Annotated in this window: 23 protein-coding genes; 4 read left to right on the top strand and 19 right to left on the bottom strand. The window is 37.6% G+C overall.

All coding sequences use genetic code 11. The annotated features are described in order from the left end of the window. Positions 1-13: 13 nt before the first annotated feature. Positions 14-1,858: a translational GTPase TypA gene (gene typA, locus MHB65_RS04445; protein ID WP_205441715.1), complete on the bottom strand. Its 1,845-nt coding sequence runs from the start codon at positions 1,856-1,858 to the stop codon at positions 14-16. A 138-nt stretch (positions 1,859-1,996) separates the two neighbouring features. Here typA and MHB65_RS04440 point away from each other — a divergent pair, with 138 nt between their 5' ends. Then, on the top strand, positions 1,997-2,182 hold the full coding sequence (locus MHB65_RS04440; RefSeq protein WP_205441707.1) for a DUF5325 family protein: 186 nt from the start codon (positions 1,997-1,999) through the stop codon (positions 2,180-2,182). Between the two features lie 42 nt (positions 2,183-2,224). Here the strand turns inward: MHB65_RS04440 and MHB65_RS04435 are convergent, their stop codons facing one another. Both MHB65_RS04435 and MHB65_RS04430 read right to left on the bottom strand, forming a co-directional pair. Further along, positions 2,225-3,019, bottom strand: a complete 795-nt coding sequence (locus MHB65_RS04435) for an inositol monophosphatase family protein (protein ID WP_205441705.1) — start codon at positions 3,017-3,019, stop codon at positions 2,225-2,227. 214 nt (positions 3,020-3,233) lie between these two features. Beyond that, on the bottom strand, positions 3,234-3,431 hold the full coding sequence (locus MHB65_RS04430; protein WP_205441703.1) for a hypothetical protein: 198 nt from the start codon (positions 3,429-3,431) through the stop codon (positions 3,234-3,236). Positions 3,432-3,556: 125 nt separating this feature from the next. Between MHB65_RS04430 and MHB65_RS04425 the strand changes: the two genes are divergently transcribed. After that, entirely contained in the window at positions 3,557-4,183 is a 627-nt protein-coding gene (locus MHB65_RS04425; RefSeq protein WP_342442618.1) for a DUF1054 domain-containing protein, read from the top strand. 124 nt (positions 4,184-4,307) lie between these two features. On the opposite strand, the gene MHB65_RS04420 is transcribed toward MHB65_RS04425, so the two are convergent. Together MHB65_RS04420 and MHB65_RS04415 are read right to left on the bottom strand one after the other, a co-directional pair. Beyond that, on the bottom strand, positions 4,308-4,595 hold the full coding sequence (locus tag MHB65_RS04420; RefSeq protein ID WP_205441699.1) for a UPF0223 family protein: 288 nt from the start codon (positions 4,593-4,595) through the stop codon (positions 4,308-4,310). Positions 4,596-4,615: 20 nt separating this feature from the next. Then, positions 4,616-5,575, bottom strand: coding sequence for a nitronate monooxygenase family protein (locus tag MHB65_RS04415; RefSeq protein ID WP_342442617.1), 960 nt, complete (start codon positions 5,573-5,575; stop codon positions 4,616-4,618). A 145-nt stretch (positions 5,576-5,720) separates the two neighbouring features. Here MHB65_RS04415 and MHB65_RS04410 point away from each other — a divergent pair, with 145 nt between their 5' ends. Together MHB65_RS04410 and MHB65_RS04405 are read left to right on the top strand one after the other, a co-directional pair. Beyond that, a complete protein-coding gene (locus MHB65_RS04410; RefSeq protein WP_342442616.1) occupies positions 5,721-7,190 on the top strand; it encodes an aminotransferase class I/II-fold pyridoxal phosphate-dependent enzyme in 1,470 nt (489 codons plus the stop codon). Positions 7,191-7,443: 253 nt separating this feature from the next. Next, complete coding sequence (locus MHB65_RS04405; RefSeq protein WP_342442615.1) at positions 7,444-8,040, top strand: class I SAM-dependent methyltransferase; 597 nt, start codon at positions 7,444-7,446, stop codon at positions 8,038-8,040. Between the two features lie 58 nt (positions 8,041-8,098). Here the strand turns inward: MHB65_RS04405 and MHB65_RS04400 are convergent, their stop codons facing one another. The 14 genes from MHB65_RS04400 to MHB65_RS04335 all read right to left on the bottom strand — a co-directional run bounded on the left by MHB65_RS04400 (position 8,099) and on the right by MHB65_RS04335 (position 21,377). Then, positions 8,099-8,776 carry an LrgB family protein gene (locus tag MHB65_RS04400; protein ID WP_342442614.1) on the bottom strand — a complete coding sequence of 226 codons (678 nt, stop codon included), beginning with the start codon at positions 8,774-8,776 and terminating at the stop codon, positions 8,099-8,101. Next, entirely contained in the window at positions 8,769-9,215 is a 447-nt protein-coding gene (locus tag MHB65_RS04395) for a CidA/LrgA family protein (protein ID WP_342442613.1), read from the bottom strand. The genes MHB65_RS04400 and MHB65_RS04395 overlap by 8 nt, the downstream gene beginning before the upstream one ends. Positions 9,216-9,411: 196 nt before the next feature. Further along, positions 9,412-10,194, bottom strand: coding sequence for an SDR family oxidoreductase (locus MHB65_RS04390; protein WP_342442612.1), 783 nt, complete (start codon positions 10,192-10,194; stop codon positions 9,412-9,414). Positions 10,195-10,441: 247 nt separating this feature from the next. Then, positions 10,442-11,254, bottom strand: a complete 813-nt coding sequence (locus tag MHB65_RS04385; RefSeq protein WP_342442611.1) for an ABC transporter ATP-binding protein — start codon at positions 11,252-11,254, stop codon at positions 10,442-10,444. Next, a complete protein-coding gene (locus MHB65_RS04380) occupies positions 11,251-12,252 on the bottom strand; it encodes an iron ABC transporter permease (RefSeq protein WP_205441677.1) in 1,002 nt (333 codons plus the stop codon). The genes MHB65_RS04385 and MHB65_RS04380 overlap by 4 nt, the downstream gene beginning before the upstream one ends. 14 nt (positions 12,253-12,266) lie before the next feature. Next, positions 12,267-13,415, bottom strand: coding sequence for an ABC transporter substrate-binding protein (locus MHB65_RS04375; protein WP_342442610.1), 1,149 nt, complete (start codon positions 13,413-13,415; stop codon positions 12,267-12,269). Beyond that, the gene (locus MHB65_RS04370) at positions 13,412-14,014 is read right to left on the bottom strand and encodes a hypothetical protein (protein WP_205441673.1); all 603 of its coding nucleotides are present in this window, start codon (positions 14,012-14,014) and stop codon (positions 13,412-13,414) included. The genes MHB65_RS04375 and MHB65_RS04370 overlap by 4 nt, the downstream gene beginning before the upstream one ends. After that, a complete protein-coding gene (locus MHB65_RS04365; RefSeq protein WP_342442609.1) occupies positions 14,011-14,643 on the bottom strand; it encodes a hypothetical protein in 633 nt (210 codons plus the stop codon). The genes MHB65_RS04370 and MHB65_RS04365 overlap by 4 nt, the downstream gene beginning before the upstream one ends. A 190-nt stretch (positions 14,644-14,833) precedes the next feature. Next, entirely contained in the window at positions 14,834-15,442 is a 609-nt protein-coding gene (locus MHB65_RS04360) for a hypothetical protein (protein WP_342442608.1), read from the bottom strand. After that, the gene (locus MHB65_RS04355; protein WP_342442607.1) at positions 15,442-16,068 is read right to left on the bottom strand and encodes a phosphate starvation-inducible protein PhoH; all 627 of its coding nucleotides are present in this window, start codon (positions 16,066-16,068) and stop codon (positions 15,442-15,444) included. The genes MHB65_RS04360 and MHB65_RS04355 overlap by 1 nt, the downstream gene beginning before the upstream one ends. 426 nt (positions 16,069-16,494) lie before the next feature. Beyond that, positions 16,495-17,382: a LysR family transcriptional regulator gene (locus tag MHB65_RS04350; RefSeq protein WP_342442606.1), complete on the bottom strand. Its 888-nt coding sequence runs from the start codon at positions 17,380-17,382 to the stop codon at positions 16,495-16,497. A gap of 214 nt (positions 17,383-17,596) precedes the next feature. Beyond that, a complete protein-coding gene (lpdA, locus tag MHB65_RS04345) occupies positions 17,597-19,012 on the bottom strand; it encodes a dihydrolipoyl dehydrogenase (RefSeq protein ID WP_004224738.1) in 1,416 nt (471 codons plus the stop codon). 5 nt (positions 19,013-19,017) lie between these two features. After that, positions 19,018-20,352, bottom strand: a complete 1,335-nt coding sequence (locus tag MHB65_RS04340) for a dihydrolipoamide acetyltransferase family protein (protein WP_342442605.1) — start codon at positions 20,350-20,352, stop codon at positions 19,018-19,020. Positions 20,353-20,399: 47 nt separating this feature from the next. Further along, positions 20,400-21,377 carry an alpha-ketoacid dehydrogenase subunit beta gene (locus MHB65_RS04335; protein ID WP_004224734.1) on the bottom strand — a complete coding sequence of 326 codons (978 nt, stop codon included), beginning with the start codon at positions 21,375-21,377 and terminating at the stop codon, positions 20,400-20,402. Positions 21,378-21,379 lie beyond the last annotated feature (2 nt).

The following is a 21,379-nucleotide window of genomic DNA, read 5'->3' as shown; positions in this document are numbered from 1 at the left end:
TGTCAGCGGAAAATTATTGTTCTGCGTTACGTAATTTTTTCGCTGCTTTCTCACGTTCATTTTTATCAAGAATTTTTTTACGCAGACGAATAGATTCTGGTGTGATTTCTAAGTACTCATCATCGCCTAGGTATTCAAGCGCTTCTTCTAAAGATAAAATACGTGGTTTTTTAATAACATTCGTTTGGTCTTTATTTGCTGAACGGATGTTTGTTTTTTGTTTCATTTTTGTGATGTTTACAGTGATATCAGCGTCACGAGTATTTTCTCCAACGATCATACCTTCGTAAATATCTGTACCTGGCTCTAAGAACAGTGTACCACGGTCTTCAATTTGCATCATCCCATAAGTTGTTGATTTACCAGTTTCCATTGAAACTAGTACACCTTGGTGACGTCCACCAATTTTACCTGGTAGTAATGGTTGGTAGCAATCAAACGTATGATTGATGATACCGAAACCTTTTGTCATAGACATGAATTCAGTCGTATAACCGATCAAACCACGCGCTGGTACTAAGAACGTTAAACGAACTTGACCACTGCCGTTGTTCACCATATCAAGCATTTCACCTTTACGTGTACCAATCGATTCAATAATTGAACCAACATTTTCTTCAGGAACATCGATTTGAACGCGTTCGAATGGTTCACATTTTACACCGTCGATTTCACGCACGATTACTTGCGGTTTAGATACTTGTAATTCGAAACCTTCACGACGCATATTTTCGATAAGAATTGATAGGTGAAGCTCACCACGACCTGAAACTGTCCAAGCATCTGGAGAATCCGTATCTTCAACACGTAAAGATACGTCCGTTTGTAATTGCGCACGTAAACGCTCTTCTACTTTACGAGAAGTAACCCATTTCCCTTCACGACCTGCGAATGGAGAATTGTTTACTAAAAACGTCATTTGTAAAGTTGGCTCATCGATACGTAATGGTGTAAGCGCTTCTTGGTGCTCAACAGGACAAACTGTTTCACCAACGTTGATATCTTCCATACCTGAAACGGCGATTAAATCACCAGCTTTTGCTGTCTCTACTTCTTCACGTTTTAAACCGAAGAAACCAAAGATTTTCGTTACACGGAAGTTTTTCACTGTACCGTCTAATTTCATTAGGGCAACTTGTTGACCTACAGAAATTGTTCCACGGAATACACGACCAATTCCGATACGTCCAACGAAGTCATTATAGTCAAGTAGAGCTACTTGGAATTGTAATGGGTCTTCTGAGTTATCAACTGGTGCTGGAATAGCCTCGATAATTTTTTCGAATAGACATTTCATATTTTCTTCTTGTTTAGACGGATCCGCATCCAAGGAAGCTGTACCATTTACACCTGAAGCATAAACTACAGGGAAGTCTAATTGATCATCATCTGCACCTAGCTCGATAAATAATTCTAGCACTTCATCTACTACTTCTAGTGGACGAGCTGAATCTTTGTCTACTTTATTAACAACAACGATTGGTGTTAGGCGTTGTTCCAATGCTTTTTTCAATACGAAACGTGTTTGAGGCATACAACCTTCATACGCATCGACAACTAGTAAAACGCCGTCTACCATTTTTAAAATACGTTCTACCTCACCACCGAAGTCAGCGTGTCCAGGCGTATCAAGGATGTTGATACGAGTTCCCTCATAGTTTACTGCTGTATTTTTAGCTAAAATCGTAATACCACGTTCGCGTTCAATATCATTAGAGTCCATTGCACGTTCTTCAACACGTTCGTTTGAACGGAATGTACCTGATTGTTTTAGTAATTGGTCGACTAAGGTAGTTTTACCATGGTCAACGTGGGCGATAATTGCGATATTGCGAAGATCTTGACGTAAGTTTGTCATTATTCCACTCCATATTCTTTTTTCGAATGTTTAACTGTGATATTATAGCACAAGAAGGATAGAAATGTCCTTATTAGAATTTCCATCATTCTAAAAAATATATTTAATCGACAAATTTTTTATATAGGAGGCTAGGCTATGAATCGTGCAAAAATCGTAATGGCCATCTACGCATTAGCTGCTGTATTAGCAATGTGTGCTATCGGTTACTCTGTTGCAGCTAGTAGTGTATTTGGTGCAATAGCTGGTATTGTGGCTACTTGTGTCATTTTCATGACAGCCTTTAAAATGAAACGTAAACTACGTGCGCAAGGATTACTTTAAGCAACATAAAAAGGAGCTGTCTAGTAAATAGACGGCTCCTTTTTATTCATATGGCACTATATATTTTTCTAATAATTCTTTATGAATAGCCGGATTGGCGATAATAAACGTATCCTGATGAAGGAAATCAAAGCCCTCACCATGTAAATTTGTAGCAACTGCTCCAACTTCCTGAGCAATGATGGTACCCCCTGCAATATCCCATGGTGCTAAACGCATAGAGACATAGGCATCTAATTTACCACTAACCACAAATGCAATTTCCATTGCTGCTGAGCCGTAGGACCGTGTACCTCGAACTTTACGAACCATATCTATCACCTTTTCATGGTGAATATGTCGATTAGGTGCTACCCAATGTGCATTAATCCCAATAACAGACTCCTCCATTGTAACAGACTGTAGTTTACGCAATGGTGAATCATTATACCATGCTCCTTGACCTTCGATGGCATTAAACAAATCCTCTCGCATGACATCAAATATGTAACCTAACTTTCCTACGCCATTTACAAAAATACCTATCGAAATCATAAAATGACGATGCTGTTTGACGAAATTCATCGTGCCATCAATCGGATCAATAATCCAAACTACACCATCAAGCGATTTAACCTGCTCGCCCATTCCTTCTTCCCCTAAGATTTTGTGGGTTGGATCAAAAGCTTTAATTTGCTCAATAAAGAATAATTCAGTCTCTCGATCAATATTGGTAACAAGGTCATTTGCACCTGATTTTGTCTCAATAACTAGATTATACGAAAAAGCCTCTCGAATACGTCTCCCAGCTTCAAAAATGATATCTTTTGCAAATTCATCAATTTGTTGTAAATCCACTAATAACCCACCCTTCGAATATAAGAAAAGGCCTTCTATATTTCTCGCTCCCGTATGTCCATAATACCTTTTCCCACTACTTCATAACTTTTTTGCTATATAAAACCTAGTACTACCTTATGATATAATTTCTATTTTACCCTTTGTCACAATAAAAATCACCTGCTGTCGGAATATTCAGCAAGTGATTTTTTAAATGGGTATTAGATTTTGATTACGCATAGGCGTGAAAACTTTCAAGTTCCATCTGAATTTCTGCCAGACGTTTTTTACTTTTTTCAATTTCAGTGTCATTTTTTTCATTCATTGCTGCAAAGAGTGAAGCTAATTCATAATCTAATTCTAATTGTAAAATATGCTCATATTGCTTTTCAATGTCAACTTTACGTATAATTTTTACGATCGGTTTCATAAAAACACTTCCTTTTTTTAATTTTTTTACAAAAACTTTTCTAATTTGATAAAGTTCTTGTTATAAGATTTTTTCCCAAATTCAGCGTAAAATAAACCTTATAAAACGAAAGGAGTAAAATAAAATTGCCAAAAATAAAGTGGACAAACAAAGATTTTAAGGTTTTTACAATAGACGGTTTAGAACAAAGAATGGATGCTTTAAATGTGGATGTACGTCCAAAATTTAATCAGCTAGGAGAAGATTTTTCTGCATATTTCTCCAGCCATTTAGGTGAAGAATTCTTCCCACATGTTGCTAAACATGCTCGAAGAACTGTTAACCCGCCAGAAGATAGCTGGGTTGCCTTCGCCCCCTATAAAAGAGGTTATAAATCATTGCCTCACTTTCAGATTGGTCTATGGCACACACATTTATTCATCGTTTTAGCTATTATTTATGAAGCGCCACAAAAAAATGTTATGGCTGAGCGTTTACTAGCTCATAAACCTTTAATTGAGCAGCTTCCAGATGATTTTATTGTATCAGGAGACCATATGTCCCCAGAGGCCATTTCTCTCGGAGAGGCAAAAGAAGACAAGCTTGAAGACCTGCTTATCCGCTTACGAGATGTCAAAAAGGGTGAGTTCTTAATTGGCCGTCACATTCAAAAAGAGCAAGCAACAAAACTAACAGCAAGTGAATTACAACAATTAACAGAAGACACATTTAACAGCTTACTTCCTCTTTACAACGTTATTGTTGGAAAATAGCCCCACTAAAAAATGTGGTTAAGTTCACCTTATAAAGTTTTTTATTGATGTAGTTTATGCAAAATGTCGTTTTTTAACACAAAAAAATAAAAAGTGGATGTGAGTTGACCTCACATCCACTTTTTTATCGACCGTTTCTAGGGGCAACTTTTATGATCATCCCATCTTCGGCTTCCTTTGTTTGCTTTACGACAGGATAGCTAATATAGCCACTTGCCTCTTCAAATTCACGAAATATTGACTTTTCCTGTGCTTGGGAAGGCACAATCTCTTTAAAGCGTCGATATTTAGCCAGCATGACTTCACGCTTGATGCCCTTTTCATAAGCTTTCTCAATCCCCTCGAAGAATTGAACAACATCCACAATCTCCTCTGTGGACCAATCAGTTGAAAACGGATAAGAATATTCCATTCGACAAAACCACCTTTACGTTATTGCCCCCATTTTAACCGTATACTTTCAGCTTCTGCAACCATTCGCTTGATGAGGTCTTCAACGGTTGGGATATCGTGAATCATTCCTGTTACCTGCCCAGCCCAGCCAAAGCCCTGATTCTTATCACCGTCATAAATAAAACGCTTGTTGGCTGAACCACCTATATATTCTTTCAACGCCTCATATGTTGGTGTTTTTTCTTCAATTTCTAAAATCTTAGCCGTAAATTCATTGCGTAAAGCTCGAGCTGGTGCACCAATAGAACGCTTAATAATAGTTGTATCGGCCTCCGTGCTTGCAAGTAGCGCCTCTTTATAAGCCTCTGAAGCATCGACACATTCTCGTGTTGCTATAAAACGAGTGCCCATTTCAATGCCTTCAGCTCCCAGCGCGTGAGCCGCCATCCAGCCCCGACCATCGCCAATTCCTCCAGAAGCAATGACAGGAATTTTCACACTATCAGCTACTTGAGGAACAAGTACCATTGTACCTACATCATCACGTCCCAAATGACCGCCGCCCTCTTGACCCACAACCATCACAGCATCTGCTCCTAGCTGCTCAGCCTTTTGAGCTTGTCTACGAGCAGCTACAAGGACTAATTTTTTTATGTCCGTGCCTGCCAGCAAATCAAATATAGGTGCTGGATTTCCTCCCGTCATTGTTACAACAGGAACTTTTTCTTCGACAGCAACACGCACCATATCCTCATAGCCTGTACCATGCATACCAATCGCAAAATTCACACCAAATGGTTTATCAGTCAATGTTCGTACTTTATGGATCTCTGCTCGTAACAAATCGGGATCTCGTAAACTCATGGCCGTTATTTGACCTAGACCACCAGCATTCGACACAGCTGCTGCTAAATCAGCGTAGGCTAAATAAGCCAATCCTCCTTGAATAATTGGGTATTTAACCTGTAAAAGATCCGTCACCCGTGTATTCCAATTCATAGTACCTCCCCTTTCGTTCAATACTATTTTCTCGATATCCTGAAAAAAATCCTTTTATTTTTTAGGAAAAGCCTATTTTTTCGTGTCGTTAGGTGCTATAATTCATTTGTTTTCTTAGATATTATAAAGTGAGGTGGTACCTGCGTTGTCACAATTAGAGACTCCATTGTTCGACGTATTACTAAAACATCGGAACAGACATCCCATTCAGTTCCATATTCCAGGCCATAAGAAAGGGCAAGGAATGGATCCTGCTTTCCGAGAATTCGTCGGCGACAACGTTTTATCAATTGATTTAATTAATATTGCTCCACTAGACGATTTACATTCACCAAAGGGTGCTATAAAAGAAGCCCAAACCCTAGCAGCTGAAGCCTTTGGTGCTGATCATACATTCTTTTCCGTTCAAGGTACTAGTGGCGCCATCATGACGATGATTCTGACCGTCGTCGGTCCAGGTGATAAAATTCTAGTGCCACGGAATGTTCATAAATCTATTATGTCAGCGATCGTATTCGCTGGTGCCATTCCAATTTTTATTCATCCTGAAGTCGACAGCGAATATGGGATTTCGCATGGCATATCTCCAGAAGCTGTTGAAAAAGCGTTGAATGCTTATCCAGATACAAAGGCAGTACTTGTGATTAATCCGACATATTTTGGCTTTACTGCTGATTTAAAACGTATTGTTGAGATTGCTCATGACCGTAATATTCCGGTAGTAGTAGATGAAGCACACGGTGTACACATAAAATTCCATGATGACTTACCATATTCAGCTATGGAAGCAGGTGCTGACATGGCAGCAACAAGCGTACACAAGCTTGGTGGCTCCATGACACAAACGTCTATTTTAAATGTACGTGAAGGTCTTGTTTCTGCAAAACGTGTACAAGCTGTATTTTCTATGTTAACAACTACATCGACATCCTATCCGTTACTTGCTTCACTTGACACAGCTCGACGTCAGCTAGCCATTCATGGATACGATTTAATCGACGATGCACTGCGTTTAGCAAAGGATGCTCGTAAACGCATCAATCAAATACCGCATTTAAAATGTGCAGGTAAGGAAAAATTACACTCATCTGCGACCTATGATATGGATCCATTAAAACTTCTTATTAGTGTGAAAGATTTAGGTATCTCTGGTCATCGAGCTGAGGAATGGTTGCGTCATAATGCAAATATTGAAGTAGAATTGTCTGACCTTTATAATATCTTATGTTTAGTGACTTTAGGAGATACAAAAAAGGAAATTAATCTTTTAGTGAATGCACTAACTCGTATGTCAAAAGCATTTGATTCTGAAGCAGCTATAACAGAGGCTGTAGTGAATGTACCAGAAATTCCAGCACTTGCCATGTCACCACGTGATGCTTTTTATGCAGATACAGAAGTCGTGCCTCTTGCAGAAGCAGATAACTGTATTTGTGCAGAATTTATTATGGTATATCCTCCTGGAATTCCTATTTTTATTCCCGGGGAAATAATAACACAAGAAAATATTCATTATATTCAAATGAATATTGAAGCAGGTTTACCAGTTCAAGGACCCGAAGATACAACATTAAAAACAATTCGTGTTATCAAAGAACGTAAGCCAATTTTCTAAAAAATCCAAGCTAGCTCTTCAATAAAAAGGGCTAGCTTTTTCATTTATAAAACATAGAAGAGAGTAGATCTGAATATGGAAATTATACTCACTAAAAACCTTTTCGTTCTGAGTGAATTGTGGTTATTCTCTCCATTACATAATAGATAGTAATTGAATATTATGTGAGAATTTTTTTTTCATTTTCACAACGATTAGTTGCTTTTACAATATCTCTACTATTATCTATAATAAAGAAAAGGGAGTGAGCTAAATGAATACATGGGATCAACGTTTTCAAAGTACAGAATATGTTTATGGAGAACATCCAAATGCCTTTATTCAAGATTATGTATATTATTTGAAGGATTACCCTACTATCGCTGCTTATGCAGAGGGTGAAGGACGTAATGCTGTTTTTTTAGCCTCAGAGGGACATACTGTCACTGCCTATGATTATGCACAAAGTGGTCTTCAAAAAACTGAACAATTAGCATTAAAACACGATGTTACAGTTCAAACCGTGCTAGCCGATTTACTGCTGGATGAGCTTCCTGTGAATAAATATGATGCAGCTATTATGGTATTTGGACATTTTCCAGTCATGCAACAACGAACTGTTATACAAAAAATTATCGATTCAGTCAAACCAGGAGGACGAATCATAATGGAGTTATATTCCATTTATCAACTCCCGTATGCCTCAGGTGGTCCACAACAGCTTGATTTTTTATATAACCCTTTAAATGTCCTGGAATGGTGTCAAACACATAAAATAATCCATTTTTTTACAGGCGAACAGCTTCGACATGAAGGAACGCTCCACACAGGACTAGCCCACACCATTCAATTGATTATTGAAAAAAGCTAAAGGAGTTGTCTCAAATAGTTTTTGAGACAACTCCTTTTTACACGAAGCGACAATTGTATTATAAAAATAAATATACAAATAAAGGACAGAAGAATGCTCCGATAACAGCCGTTAAGCCCATTGATAAGGAACCAACTGATAATTCCTGTTCCCCATATTCTCTTAATTTTACAAGACCTACGCCATGTGAAGCACTACCTACTGCCACACCTCTACTAACAGCAGAGTCGATTTTGCCATACTTAATGACTAATGGTCCGATAATGGCCCCTACAAACCCTGCAATCATGACGAAAACAGCTGTTAAAGGGGGAATGCCACCAATCGTTTCGCTCACTTGCATCCCAACAGGCGTTGTTAACGATTTAGGTAAGGCCGTCAGCATCCAGCTAGATGTTACACCAATCCATTTTAGTAACACAAAAATGGTCACTAAGCCTGTTATCATGCCGATTAAAAGCCCTGATAAAATAGAATACTTATATTTCATAATAATGGCTCGTTGATTATAGAGAGGATATGCAAGTGCCACAACAGCTGGCCCAAGCATTTTCTGGAGCCATTCCCCACCTTCCATATAAGTTGTATATGGAATATCAAAAACAAGTAAGATCACTGCACTGACAATCGTAGTGGTGACCAAGGGAATCATGATAGGATGAGGAAATCGTTGATAGAGCTTTGTAAATAAAATGAACAGGATAATGGTGCTAAGAACAACAATTGCTTCAATCAACAGTTAACTCCCCCTTTCCTTCTTCCACCGTAGTTTTCGAGCTTTCTTTTTTCGCTATTTCTCTTTTTTCAATGAGTTGTGTCAGCAATCCTGTAACATAGATAGAGATTAACGTACTAACAATAACTGCTAAAATAATAAGTAGACCAGTGATTGTCATGAGTTCTGGGTAATCAATAACACCTACAGTTGCTGGAATGAAAAACAACGTTAAGATGCCAATTAAAAAGCCCGCTCCATCTTGTATATATTCGACCTTAATTAGTTTAAAATTGAGTGAAAGTGCTAATAACAGTAATCCAATGACGCTTCCAGGAAGAGGAATGTGCAAATAAGAAACAATGCCTACCCCCATATAATAGAAAATAGTAAGTATCCCTATTTGAACAATTATCCGAACAACTCGTAACAACAACGCAGCAAAATTTTCGTTCAACATTTCGCCACTTTTCACCCCCTATATCGTTCATTCTACATCTGTAGGAATTTTCTGTCTATTATAATTTTAGAAAAACAATAGAAAAGAAGAAAGCGCAAGGCTTTCTTCATAATCAATAAGATACATATAGAAATTGTCTTATCATATTTTAATTGGCAATCATTAAAATTTCTTTTCTTCAAAAATATTAGCCTCTTTATAATGCGTGACCAGAGCCACCATCAATATTAACAACAGTTCCTGTAACATAACTTGCCGCATCAGATACTAAAAAAGTGATAACGTTTGCGGCTTCTTGCGTATCACCTACACGACCAAGTGGAATAGCTTGCCCCACTTTACGAGAATATTCTTCCCACGATAAATTTGGTTCTTCCTTTTTCCATTTCTTTTCGATTTGATCACTACGAATAAGTCCTATACATACAGAGTTTACTCGAATATTATCCTTCCCTAAATCCTTGCTCATCGCTTTTGTCAACGCAAGCCCTGCAGCACGACTCACAGTAGTAGGAAGTGAGCTTGCAGGTGGAGTTTTAGCCATCACGGCTGTCACATTAACAATTGCACCGCCCCCAGCCTTACGCATATATGGCGCAGCATATTTTGAACAATGAATAGCTCCAAATACCTTTAAATCTAAATCTGCTTGCCACAGCTCACTACTCACCGATTCAAAGGGATTTGCTGAAGCTGTACCCGCATTATTAATAAGTATATCAACACGTCCATAATGTTCGACAGTACGCTCAATTAGATACTTACAATCTTTTTCTTTTGTAATATCAGTTGGAACAATTAAAACATCTACGCCTGTTTCATTTTTTATACATCCAGCAGCCACTTGCAGCTGTTTTTCCCCACGTGCGCATAGAACAACCTGTGCCCCCTCTTTGACAAGCTGCATGGCCGTGTAATAGCCAATTCCTTTACTCGATCCTGTTATGATTGCTACTTTCCCTGTTAAATTAAGCTCCATTATGAAATCCTCCCTTACTTTCTACAATGCTATCATTATAGCATTTATCGATTATTCAGAATAATCAAAGGAGCTTGTAAATGATAGAAATAATATTTGAAGCCAATACCACTACCAAATCTTTCCCATCAATAATTGCTTACCATTTTCTTTGTAACCTTTTATGTAGCTGACTCACGCATCAAGCAAATACGGTAAAATAGCATGTAGTTAGAAAACAACTACATGCTGACTATTATTTTCGTTCTTATTTTTCTGCACCTAATGCACGTGGTACCATCGTTTCTACTACATAATTCTCTTCCTCATATAGTATTTTTTTTAGCTCTATACCAAAAAACGACTGCATTCTCTCCTCTGTCATTATTTCATGTACAGTACCATATACAACATCCTTATCCTTTGCCGTCATTAGAACCCGATCAGCTAAATAAAAGGCATGATTAGGATAATGCGTGTTAATAATACAAGAAATGCCACGCTCTCTTGCTAATTGCTTAATTGTTTGTAAAATAATTATTTGTTTTTGAATATCCAAATGGGACTCGGGTTCATCTAAAATAAGTATTTCTGGATTGGCAACCAATGTACGTGCTATTAAAGCTAATTGCAACTCCCCACCACTTACCTCATTACATGATTTTTTGGCTAAATGGACAATACCAATTGTATCTAGTGCCAAATGTGCCGCTTCTAAATCTTTTTTTGATGGTTGGGCTAATGTACTAATAAAAGGGGCTCGTCCCATTACAACAAGCTCTTCTATTGTAAAACCAAATACCATTTTATGAGCTTGCGGTACATAGCCAATACGTTGCCAAAGCTCCTTACGCTTGACAGTAGACAATGGCTTGCCATCTATATAGGTTTCTCCCTGCTTCCACTCTAGTAACCCTGTAATACATTTAAGCATTGTTGTCTTTCCAGCACCATTAGGACCAAGAATAGCCATAATCTGTCCTGTTTCCAGTGTAAAATTAATATTGTTCATATAAAGATTTTGAGATTTCTTATGACGCTTTTCATAATAAAAATTGCCATTTTTCACTTCAATTATCACGCCCATCCACCTCCAGATTTACGCAGTAAATAAGCAAAGAATGGTGCGCCTATAATCGCTGTTAAAATGGATAAAGGTATTTCTGTTGCTGTTATAGAACGTGCTAAATTATCAATTACTAACAAATACATACTTCCTATAGCAATCGACATTGGTAGTACATGCTGATTATTATTCCCCACAAGCATACGAGCAACATGTGGAATAATTAAACCAACCCAGCCAACAATTCCTGCAACCGCAACAGATACCGCAGTAATCAATGTAGCACCGAAGATAATCATCCATTTTAAAGGCACTACGGAAATTCCCATTGATTTTGCCTCATCCTCTGGGAGGGTTAAAATATTTAATCGCCACCTTAGGAAATAAAGTATTAACATACCGATAATAATCAATGGTCCGCCTATATATAAATCTTTATAAGTAACTGTTCCTAAGCTTCCCATCAGCCAATAGGTAATGGCAGGTAGCTTTTCTTCTGGATCAGCTACAAATTTAGTTAACGAAATAAGCGCATTAAACAGTGCCGATGTAATAACACCCGCTAAGACAAACATAAATATAGGGGCATTTTTGCGTGCGCCGGCAATTAAAAATGTAAAGCCAATGGCACCTAATCCAAAAAGCAATGCCATTATCTGTGTAGCAAAATTTTGCCCAAACAATAATATTCCAAGAGAAGCACCAAAGCCAGCTCCCGCAGAAACACCTAAAATATCTGGTGATACTAGGGGATTACCAAACATTCCTTGAAAGCTAGCACCTGCAATAGCCAAACCTCCACCAATTAACAATGCGAGAAGAATACGTGGCAAGCGAATATTGATAATAACCGTTTCTTCCATCTCTGTCCAGGTCGGTTCTATAGGGAAAATCTGTGAAGCAAGAATTTTTAATATCTGCTCGATGCCAACTTCAAAGCGCCCTACACCAAGGGAAATGATGGCAATTACCAGGGGTAGGAACCATATAATAATCTTTTTCCAGTTTTGCATTTACCAATCATTCCTTAATATTTAGCTGCTTCTGATGATGGATTTAAAATAGCTTGAATATCTTCATCTGTCACATCAAATTCATAAAAATCTTTGTAATATGCTTTAATCTCGTCCTCTATTTTATAATCAAATAATGTAGGATGATTTTTTTGCGCTAACCACTTTAACATTAATGGGGCGTCACCACTAGGTGGGAACCAACGATAAATCCCTAATGGTATCTTATAAACTTTACCCTCCTGTACTGCCTTTACCTGACTCCAATCCTGTCCATCTACCTTGTTTTCAAGTAGATCAGCTGGTTGTGTTTCTGTAAAATTGGTAATAAAAATAATATCAGGATTCCAAGCATAAATTTGCTCCATATTCACTTCTTTTTGCCCTTGTATATCATTTTCAGCTACATCAATTGCTCCAGTCGCATTGAGCCATTGGTTACCAAAGAAGTTTTTCCCTCCAATTGTAATCGACTTTTCATTATGTCTAAACAACATCATTGCACGAGGCTTGTCTTTTTCTTCGATTGCTTTTAATTTTTCATCTAATTGAGCTTGTACTTTTTTCCCTTCCTCTAGGAAGCGATTGGCACGTTCTGTTGTACCAGTTATTTGGCTTGTTACTTCTAACCAACTATTAAATGTAGCTAATGGCTCTGCCGCAGCCGCATCAATTGCCTTGAGTGCCACTACTGGGATGCCTGCTTCTGTTACTTTATTAATCGATTTCTCATCTGTTGCAATCTCAATATATAATTGTGGATTTACTTTCATTAATTCTTCGACATTGACTTCGCCATTCTGAATAAATGACGTATCAGCCTTTAAAACATCTGGAGACATTTTACCTAGCATCGAATGTTTTGCTGCATTATACGAATTCGGATGCATACCAACAATTTCCTTTGTAGAATTTGTTGCTACATACCAAGTAGAGAAGTATGGAAGAATGCCTCCCGTTACAACACGCTCAATCGAGTTTGGTACTGTTACTTCACGTCCTAATTGGTCAACTACAAGCTTTTCTTCCTTAGTCGTTTGCAACTCTGATGATTGTTCCTCCACCTGAGGCTCAGTTTTATTTTGCGTCTCTTCGTTATTATTATTACAAGCTGCCAACAACATTGTTAGTGCTGCAGCAGCGACAAGTCCATACTTTTTCAATGTTTTTCTTCCTCTCTTAACCATTTTGCAATCCCATGTAAAAACGGCTTTGATTGATCAATAAAACCTAATCCGATATGAAACATCGGATCAAGTGTAGTGACAACTAGTTCTCCATTAAAGCTCACATTATCCACATAAAATAACGATCGTCCATTTGGAATATCTAATAACGATTGCGCTCCTTGAGGCGGTAAAAAAGAACCGTGATAATGCCATTTCATATCATGTAATGTGACGTATTTGAAAAGTGGATGCACATTATTTTGCATTTTCATCGGTAAATCACCGCCATCTCTCACCCACCAACTAAAATTGACTTCAGAATCTTCCCAATCAATTGTCGGAAACCAGCAATCCAATATTTCACCAAAAATAATCAGCCTTTTGCCAGCATTAATAAATTTCAGTAATTGTGACTGATACCGTTTTAAAGAACGGATATCTAAGCGACAAGATAGAATAAGTGTGTCATACTTTGTTAAATCATATTGATGTAAGTGGCGAATATGTAGCACTTCATCATATAAATAATGAAATTCTTGCTCTGCAAAAAAACGATTTTGAAATGGTAAGCCATTCGTCACAATCCCTATCATTCGCCCATACCTCCACTTGCATAATTGCGGTTAGCTTCCTCACGAATACAATCTAGCATTTGCATACTAAGCTTTTTCGATGTATTTTCTTCATTAATAAAAACCTTGTAAATATCGGTGCCTGCTCCTGCAAAAATGGTGCCATTTGTTGAATGTCGGTCAACATAAAGTATTGGTACACCGCTTTGATCTGTAATTAACACTTCCGCATGTGCAGGTACTTTTTCAAAATAACCCCGAGAAAAGAAGCCCCGTACACCTTTTCGATAATTAATATCATAGGGCTCTATCCCTTTAAATAAAGAACAATTAGATTGCTCAATCATAATTTCACGATCTTTCAATGGAATAGGAGAGCGCTTCCAATTAGCTACATTTGCTAACCATGGCAAGGATATTTCTGTCAGTGAAAAGATCACACCACCGTGTAGCAAATATTCATCTAAAATCTTTTTATGTTCTAGTAGAAATTGTTCTTCTACATGATTTGTGATAATTATTCCTGCATAGGCTGTTAAATCAACAGAGGGTAAATCATATAAATATAAAAATACTAAGCCACGTTCACGATCCTCATCTGTTAATCGAGTAAATTGAATATCAATGCCAACATAAGCAATAGGTTCCACTAGTTCTCCTACTTTCTTTTATCAAAAAATTTCCTTATCAATGACGAGAAATTTCAAATTTAGTCCAATATCCACAAGCTTGTTTTTTCTACACTATGTACGGCAAGCTTTCCTGTCAAAGCCTTGAACCAACATACTGCTTGCGTCTCAAATAGAGCTATTAGTAATCATTTTGCGCATTTAGCGTTCCTTATATCTGCCCTTTCTTTAGCCAAGGTAAAAATCCCCGCAAGAACCGTTCCGTTGCCGGCATAAAATAAGAGCCAAAATGATAATCTGGATCCAATGTTGTATTGACCCAAACCCCATTTGTGTTCACTCGGTCAATATATAAAACGGCACCACCATCATCTGTCGATACTAATACTTCGCAGCCCTCACTTGGCCAGTACACACCATGTTGATGCCAAGTTGCATCCTCCAATGTAAGATAATTCTTAAATAAATCATGCGTTGCTTTTTCTAAACGCAGGCCACTATCAGCATTAGGTTCTAGCCACCACCAAAAATTAGTTGGTCTGAATTCCCAGTTATGCATCGGCAACCAATCTCGATGCTGCGGGCCAAATGTGACCACTACTTTCCCTGTATTCGCAAAATCATAGATCTTTTGAATGTTTTTATCTAATAATCCTGTATGTGTTTGAGAAGGGATGATTAATACATCAAAAGCGTCTAAATTTTCTTCCTCTAACTGACGCACTGGAATCAATTGATCGATATACTGAGCGAATTCAGATGTCTTATATGTACGCCAATGTTGTGAACTACCACTATACATAACAGCTATTTTACGCACTACTTGACACTCCTTTCCGCTAAATACTTGTATTCTTCCTGTATCCATTGCATTAGCTGTGTAGGAATACGATTGGTCGTTTTTGATATTGACGGTGTCATGCCCCCAATATTAAAGAGATTATTACCTGCATGCATGAAAATGGTCCCATTTGTTGAGCTTCGATCAATAAATGTCACAGGCTCACCGTCTGGCAAAGTTAATAATATCTCTGCATCTGCTGGTGCTGGATGATGTCCACGAGCAAAAAACCCTTTCACACCTTTATTTATTGTCATATCTTCTTCCCTTACACCTGCAAAAATTCCGTGTTGTTTCGCAATAGAGATGTCATAATCCCAATGATTTCGAATCTCCTTTGCGATAAAAGCCTGCTGTCCTGGTAACCAATCTGTGACTAAGTTACCAAAGAAGCATACAATCTTATTATTTGCCAAAAAATCAGCGATAATTTGTTTCTTTTCTTGCAAAAATTCTTGATCAACAAACCCTAAAATCACCATACATTTATAAGAAGATAGCTCAATATTCGGTAAATCATACATATCTACTATTTCAAAATTTTCATCTGCTTTGCCTTGAGAAAAAATATTACATGGATGAACTACAATATAATCTTTTGACATCTTCATACCTCCTTGCATTTCGAACTATATCATCACTGATAACGATTATCAATATCATGTAGGGTGTAGTATTTTAATTTTCTCTGACCGCTTATCAGTTTTTCTCAAATTATAAAAATCTCCAATTGTACTATTACATTTTCTTATAGAATGCTATAAACCTACAAATTAAGGATGATATTCTACCAGAAATGATCCTTGGAAGTCATCGCAGAAAAGCGATATAAATTCCTCCAAGTGCTACCATATTGCTGACATAGAGGCTCAATTAAGATAAAAAAAACCAAACAATGACGAAACAGTAAATAAAAGCTTCGTATATTGCTTGGATTAATTTAGAAAATATTTTATTTTAATGAATATAATGGTAAAAAAATATAATAGAAGAAACACTATAAAGGATTTATTTACCTTTATAAGTTTAACTTACCTGACAGACTCCATCTTCAATTTCTTCTTTAAACGTTCACAAAATGCTTGTTCTTGCTCATTTAAAATTTTGTTACGGTTAAATACAATACCATTTTTTCGTTTAATAGATAGACCTTTCACATATTTAAACGTTAATTTATCTAAGCTATCCTCTATTGATTTATAAGGTAAAAAAGATACGCCCATACCCTGCTGTACAGCCTTTTTAATAATTTCAAAATTAGTCATCTGTATATAATAAACAGGTACTGCCTTCTGATGTAAAGCTTGTTTAATATGCTGATTCAAATAAGAACTTTGAGACAATAGCATCGATAGGTTTTTCAAATCTCTTGTATAAATGATTTGACGACTTGCTAAAGGATGATCATTTGTCATCACTAATACTAATTCTTCCTCAAATAAAATATCTATATCAAATGACTCGTGAACAATCGTATCAGCATCATAAATCGGCATCACGGCAAATTTAGCATGGTTTTCTACTAAACTACTTTTTAAATCTTCATAGCAATAGCTATTAATTTCATAGGGATATTGTTTATATGTGCTATTATTTTTATCAAATAGCTCGTCAAAAAAGCTATCGGCAATATAGTGACTTATATATAATTTGATATTTTCCTGTTGTGTCTGCTTTACTGCTCTTCGCAATTGTTGATCCATTTCCTGCATTTTTTGCGCATAAGCCAACACAATTTCGCCTTGTGTAGTTAATTTAATTTGCCGTTGTTTCCTTGAGATTAGCTGGCAGCCTAACTCATTTTCCAATTGCTGAATGTGCTGAGAAACTGTCGGTTGGGAACAAAACATATGCTTTGCTGTTTCAGTAAATGATTTGTGTTGTGCTAATAAAATAAATGTTCGATAGCGCTCATTCATCGTAACCCATTCCTTTATATATAATTGATAATTATTATCAATTATAATACTATCTTTTATGCATAAAGTAAAATGTAATATCTTTAGGGGGCAACATCTTCAAGTTATTACCTTTTATTCAACGGCAATCTGCATTTAATAAAACAATTGCTAGTAAAAAAGGAGTGTAGATAAGCGAATGAACATCCGCTTTTTCTACACTCCTTTATTCATATTATTTTTTCGCTACAATGTGGATTGGGTTGCCAAGTAATACTTCAGCAGTTTCCATTGTAATTTCACCTAATGTTGGGTGAGCATGAATTGTTAAAGCGATATCTTCAGCAGTCATGCCGCCTTCAATCGCTAAGCCCATTTCAGCGATCATATCAGATGCACCAGCACCTACGATTTGAGCACCAATTAATAAACCATCTTCTTTACGAGCAACAAGCTTCACGAAACCTTCTGATTGGTTTAATGCAAGAGCACGACCGTTTGCTGCGAATGGGAACTTCGCTGCAGTGTATTCAATGCCTTCTGCTTTCGCTTGTTCTTCGTTGTAACCAACTGTCGCCATTTCTGGATCTGTGAAGCATACAGCAGGTACAGCAAGATAATCAACAACTGATTTTTCACCAGCAATCGCTTCAGCAGCAACTTTACCTTCGTAAGATGCTTTATGTGCAAGCTGAGGACCTGCAACAATATCACCAATTGCATAGATGTTTGGAATATTTGTACGACATTGTTTGTCAACATTGATTAGACCACGTTCACCGAATTCAACTCCGATTTCAGCAAGGCCCATTTCATCTGTATTTGGACGACGACCTACAGTAACTAATACATAATCAGCTTCAACTTTTTTCTCTTCTCCGCCAACTTCATAAGTTACGACTACGCCGTTTTCAGTTTCTTCAACGCCTTTTGCAGATGCGTTAACTTCAATTTCAACGCCTTTCTTTTTAAGGCCTTTTTTCACGATTTGCGTCATTTGTTTTTCGAAGCCAGCTAAAATATCTTTTCCGCCTTCAATAATTGTTACTTGAGAGCCAAGGTTTGCGTAAGCTGATCCTAGCTCTGTACCAATATAACCTCCACCGATAACAACTAATTTACCAGGAACTTCTTGTAAAGAAAGTGCACCAGTAGAATTTAGTACGCGATCAGTGAATTTGAATGTTGGAATTTCAACTGGACGAGAACCTGTTGCAATAATGACATTGTTAAATGTGTAAGTTTGAGCAGATTCACCATTGATGATACGCACTGAATGAGCGTCAACGAAATAAGCTTCACCTTGTACAATTTCAACTTTGTTGCCTTTAAGTAAGCCTTCAACACCGCCAGTTAATTTTTTAACAACGCTGTCTTTAAATGCTTGTGCTTTTGAGAAGTCTAATTTCACATCAGAAGCGATGATTCCCATGTCATCTGAATGTTTAGCTTGCTCAAAACGGTGACCTACTGAAATTAATGCTTTTGATGGAATACAACCTACGTTTAAGCACACACCACCAAGTACATTTTTTTCAACGATTGTTACTTTTTGGCCAGTTTGAGCTGCACGAATTGCTGCTACATATCCTCCAGGACCTGAACCAATGACAAGAGTATCTGTTTCGATTGGGAAATCTCCTACTACCATTTTTGTTACGCCTCCATTAATAATAATTCTGGCTCACTTAACAAACGCTTTAAGTGATTTAAAGCATTTTGCGCAGTGGCTCCATCGATCATACGATGATCAAAGCTCAATGATAATGCTAACACAGGTGCGGCTACAATTTCACCATTTTTTATTACAGGTTTTTCTGAAATTCGACCAATACCTAGAATTGCTACTTCAGGATGATTAATAACTGGTGTGAACCATTGTCCTCCTGCAGAGCCAATATTCGTAATGGACATAGAAGCACCTTTCATTTCATGTGGCGCTAGTTTGCCTTCACGGGCTTTCGTCGCTAACTCATTGATTTCATTAGACACTGCAAATACAGATTTACGATCTGCATGCTTAATAACTGGTACTAGTAAGCCTCTTTCCGTATCTGCTGCAATACCGATATTGTAGTAATGCTTTTGGATAATTTCTTGTGTCGCATCATCTAATGAGCGGTTAAATTCTGGGAACTCGCGTAAAGTTGAAATAAGTGCTTTCACTACATATGGTAAGTATGTTAATTTAACACCTTTTTCAGCAGCGATATCTTTGAATTTTTTACGATGTGCTACAAGAGCCGTTACATCGACTTCATCCATTAGTGTAACATGAGGAGCCGTTTGTTTCGAGTGTACCATTGCTTTAGCAATCGCTTTTCGAATACCTGACATTTTCTCACGAGTCTCTGGGAAATCCCCTTCAAGAACTACTGGTGCTGGTGTAGACGTTTCTTGTTGAACAGTTTCTTCTGTTGTTTCGACATTTGTAGTTTCTGCCTCTACAGTGCCGCCACCTTTTAAGAAGTTTTCAATATCTTCTTTTAAGATTCGACCGTTTTTACCTGTACCCTTCACTTCACGGATATTCACATCGTTATCACGGGCAAATTTACGTACAGAAGGCATTGCGATCACGCGTTTTGTTTCATCAACAACTGTCTCCACTTTTTCTGGAGCTTTTTCTGGTGCCTTTTCCTCTTTAGCAGGAGCTTTCTCTACGTTCTGACCAGATTCAGCAGTTGCTTGAACTTGTGCCTCTGTTTTCGCTTCAGCATGATCGTCACCTTTTAGCTTTAAGTCTTCGTAGCCAGGTGCATCCAATCGGATTAAGACATCGCCAACGACGGCAACTGTCCCTTCTCCTACTAAAACTTCCTCTACTGTTCCTTCAACTGGTGAAGGGATTTCTACTACTGCTTTATCATTTTGTACTTCACAAAGAATATCGTCTTCTTTTACTGTATCTCCAGCTTTAACGAACCATTTCACAATCTCGCCTTCGTGAATACCCTCGCCAATATCCGGTAATCTGAATTCAAATGCCATGTGTACCCATCCTTTCTATTTACTGTTGTTCAAGTTTAGAAGCTTTATTAGAATGTTAAAACTTTTTTCGCTGTTTCCATTACATCTTTGTAGTTTGGTAACCAAACACCTTCAGCTTGTGGGAATGGGTACACAGTATCTGGTGCAGCCACACGAAGAACAGGAGCCTCTAAGCTTAAAATTGCGCGCTCTGTAATTTCTGCTACTACGTTTGCAGCGATACCTGCTTGTTTTTGAGCTTCTTGGACAACGATTGCACGACCTGTTTTTTCAACTGATGCGATAATTGTTTCCACATCGATTGGTTGAATTGTACGTAAGTCAATTACTTCTACAGAATGTCCTTCTTTTTCTAGTTCTTCTGCAGCCTTTAAGCTTTCATGAACCATTAAACCGTAAGCAACGATTGTTAAATCAGTACCTTCACGTTTTACATCCGCTTTTCCTAGTGGAATTTCGTATGCTTCTTCAGGCACTTCTTCACGGAATGAACGGTATAATTTTAAATGTTCTAAGAAAATAACTGGGTTGTCATTACGAATAGAAGAAATAAGTAAACCTTTTGCATCATATGGTGTTGATGGAACAACAACTGTTAATCCTGGTTGTGCTGTCATTAAGCTTTCTAAGCTATCTGAGTGCATTTCAGGCGTATGCACACCACCACCAAATGGTGAACGGATTGTTACTGGTGCATTGTACACGCCACCACTACGGTAGCTCATACGTGCTAATTGGCCACTGATTGAATCCATTACTTCATAAACGAAACCGAAGAATTGAATTTCAGGAACTGGACGGAATCCTTGAAGAGAAAGACCGACTGCTAAGCCACCAATACCTGATTCTGCTAATGGTGTATCAAAAACGCGGTCAACCCCAAATTCTTTTTGTAGGCCTTCTGTCGCGCGGAATACCCCACCGTTGACACCTACATCTTCCCCGAATACAAGAACGTTTTCATCATTCTTTAATTCTGTGCGAAGTGCATCTGTAATTGCTTGAATCATCGTCATTTGTGCCATAG

The organism is Lysinibacillus sp. FSL K6-0075, assembly GCF_038592945.1.
In the GTDB taxonomy this organism is placed as follows: domain Bacteria; phylum Bacillota; class Bacilli; order Bacillales_A; family Planococcaceae; genus Lysinibacillus; species Lysinibacillus fusiformis_F.
This window is presented reverse-complemented; position numbering and strand designations above follow the sequence as displayed.

Excerpts from the sequence above, each read along its gene's own strand:
- typA (WP_205441715.1), bottom strand. The coding sequence starts at position 1,858 with ATGACAAACTTACGTCAAGATCTTCGCAATATCGCAATTATCGCCCAC.
- MHB65_RS04440 (WP_205441707.1), top strand. The coding sequence starts at position 1,997 with ATGAATCGTGCAAAAATCGTAATGGCCATCTACGCATTAGCTGCTGTA.
- MHB65_RS04430 (WP_205441703.1), bottom strand. The coding sequence starts at position 3,431 with ATGAAACCGATCGTAAAAATTATACGTAAAGTTGACATTGAAAAGCAA.
- MHB65_RS04420 (WP_205441699.1), bottom strand. The coding sequence starts at position 4,595 with ATGGAATATTCTTATCCGTTTTCAACTGATTGGTCCACAGAGGAGATT.
- MHB65_RS04415 (WP_342442617.1), bottom strand. The coding sequence starts at position 5,575 with ATGAATTGGAATACACGGGTGACGGATCTTTTACAGGTTAAATACCCA.
- MHB65_RS04405 (WP_342442615.1), top strand. The coding sequence starts at position 7,444 with ATGAATACATGGGATCAACGTTTTCAAAGTACAGAATATGTTTATGGA.
- MHB65_RS04395 (WP_342442613.1), bottom strand. The coding sequence starts at position 9,215 with ATGTTGAACGAAAATTTTGCTGCGTTGTTGTTACGAGTTGTTCGGATA.
- MHB65_RS04390 (WP_342442612.1), bottom strand. The coding sequence starts at position 10,194 with ATGGAGCTTAATTTAACAGGGAAAGTAGCAATCATAACAGGATCGAGT.
- MHB65_RS04380 (WP_205441677.1), bottom strand. The coding sequence starts at position 12,252 with ATGCAAAACTGGAAAAAGATTATTATATGGTTCCTACCCCTGGTAATT.
- MHB65_RS04370 (WP_205441673.1), bottom strand. The coding sequence starts at position 14,014 with ATGATAGGGATTGTGACGAATGGCTTACCATTTCAAAATCGTTTTTTT.
- MHB65_RS04355 (WP_342442607.1), bottom strand. The coding sequence starts at position 16,068 with ATGTCAAAAGATTATATTGTAGTTCATCCATGTAATATTTTTTCTCAA.
- MHB65_RS04350 (WP_342442606.1), bottom strand. The coding sequence starts at position 17,382 with ATGAATGAGCGCTATCGAACATTTATTTTATTAGCACAACACAAATCA.
- lpdA (WP_004224738.1), bottom strand. The coding sequence starts at position 19,012 with ATGGTAGTAGGAGATTTCCCAATCGAAACAGATACTCTTGTCATTGGT.
- MHB65_RS04340 (WP_342442605.1), bottom strand. The coding sequence starts at position 20,352 with ATGGCATTTGAATTCAGATTACCGGATATTGGCGAGGGTATTCACGAA.
- MHB65_RS04335 (WP_004224734.1), bottom strand. The coding sequence starts at position 21,377 with ATGGCACAAATGACGATGATTCAAGCAATTACAGATGCACTTCGCACA.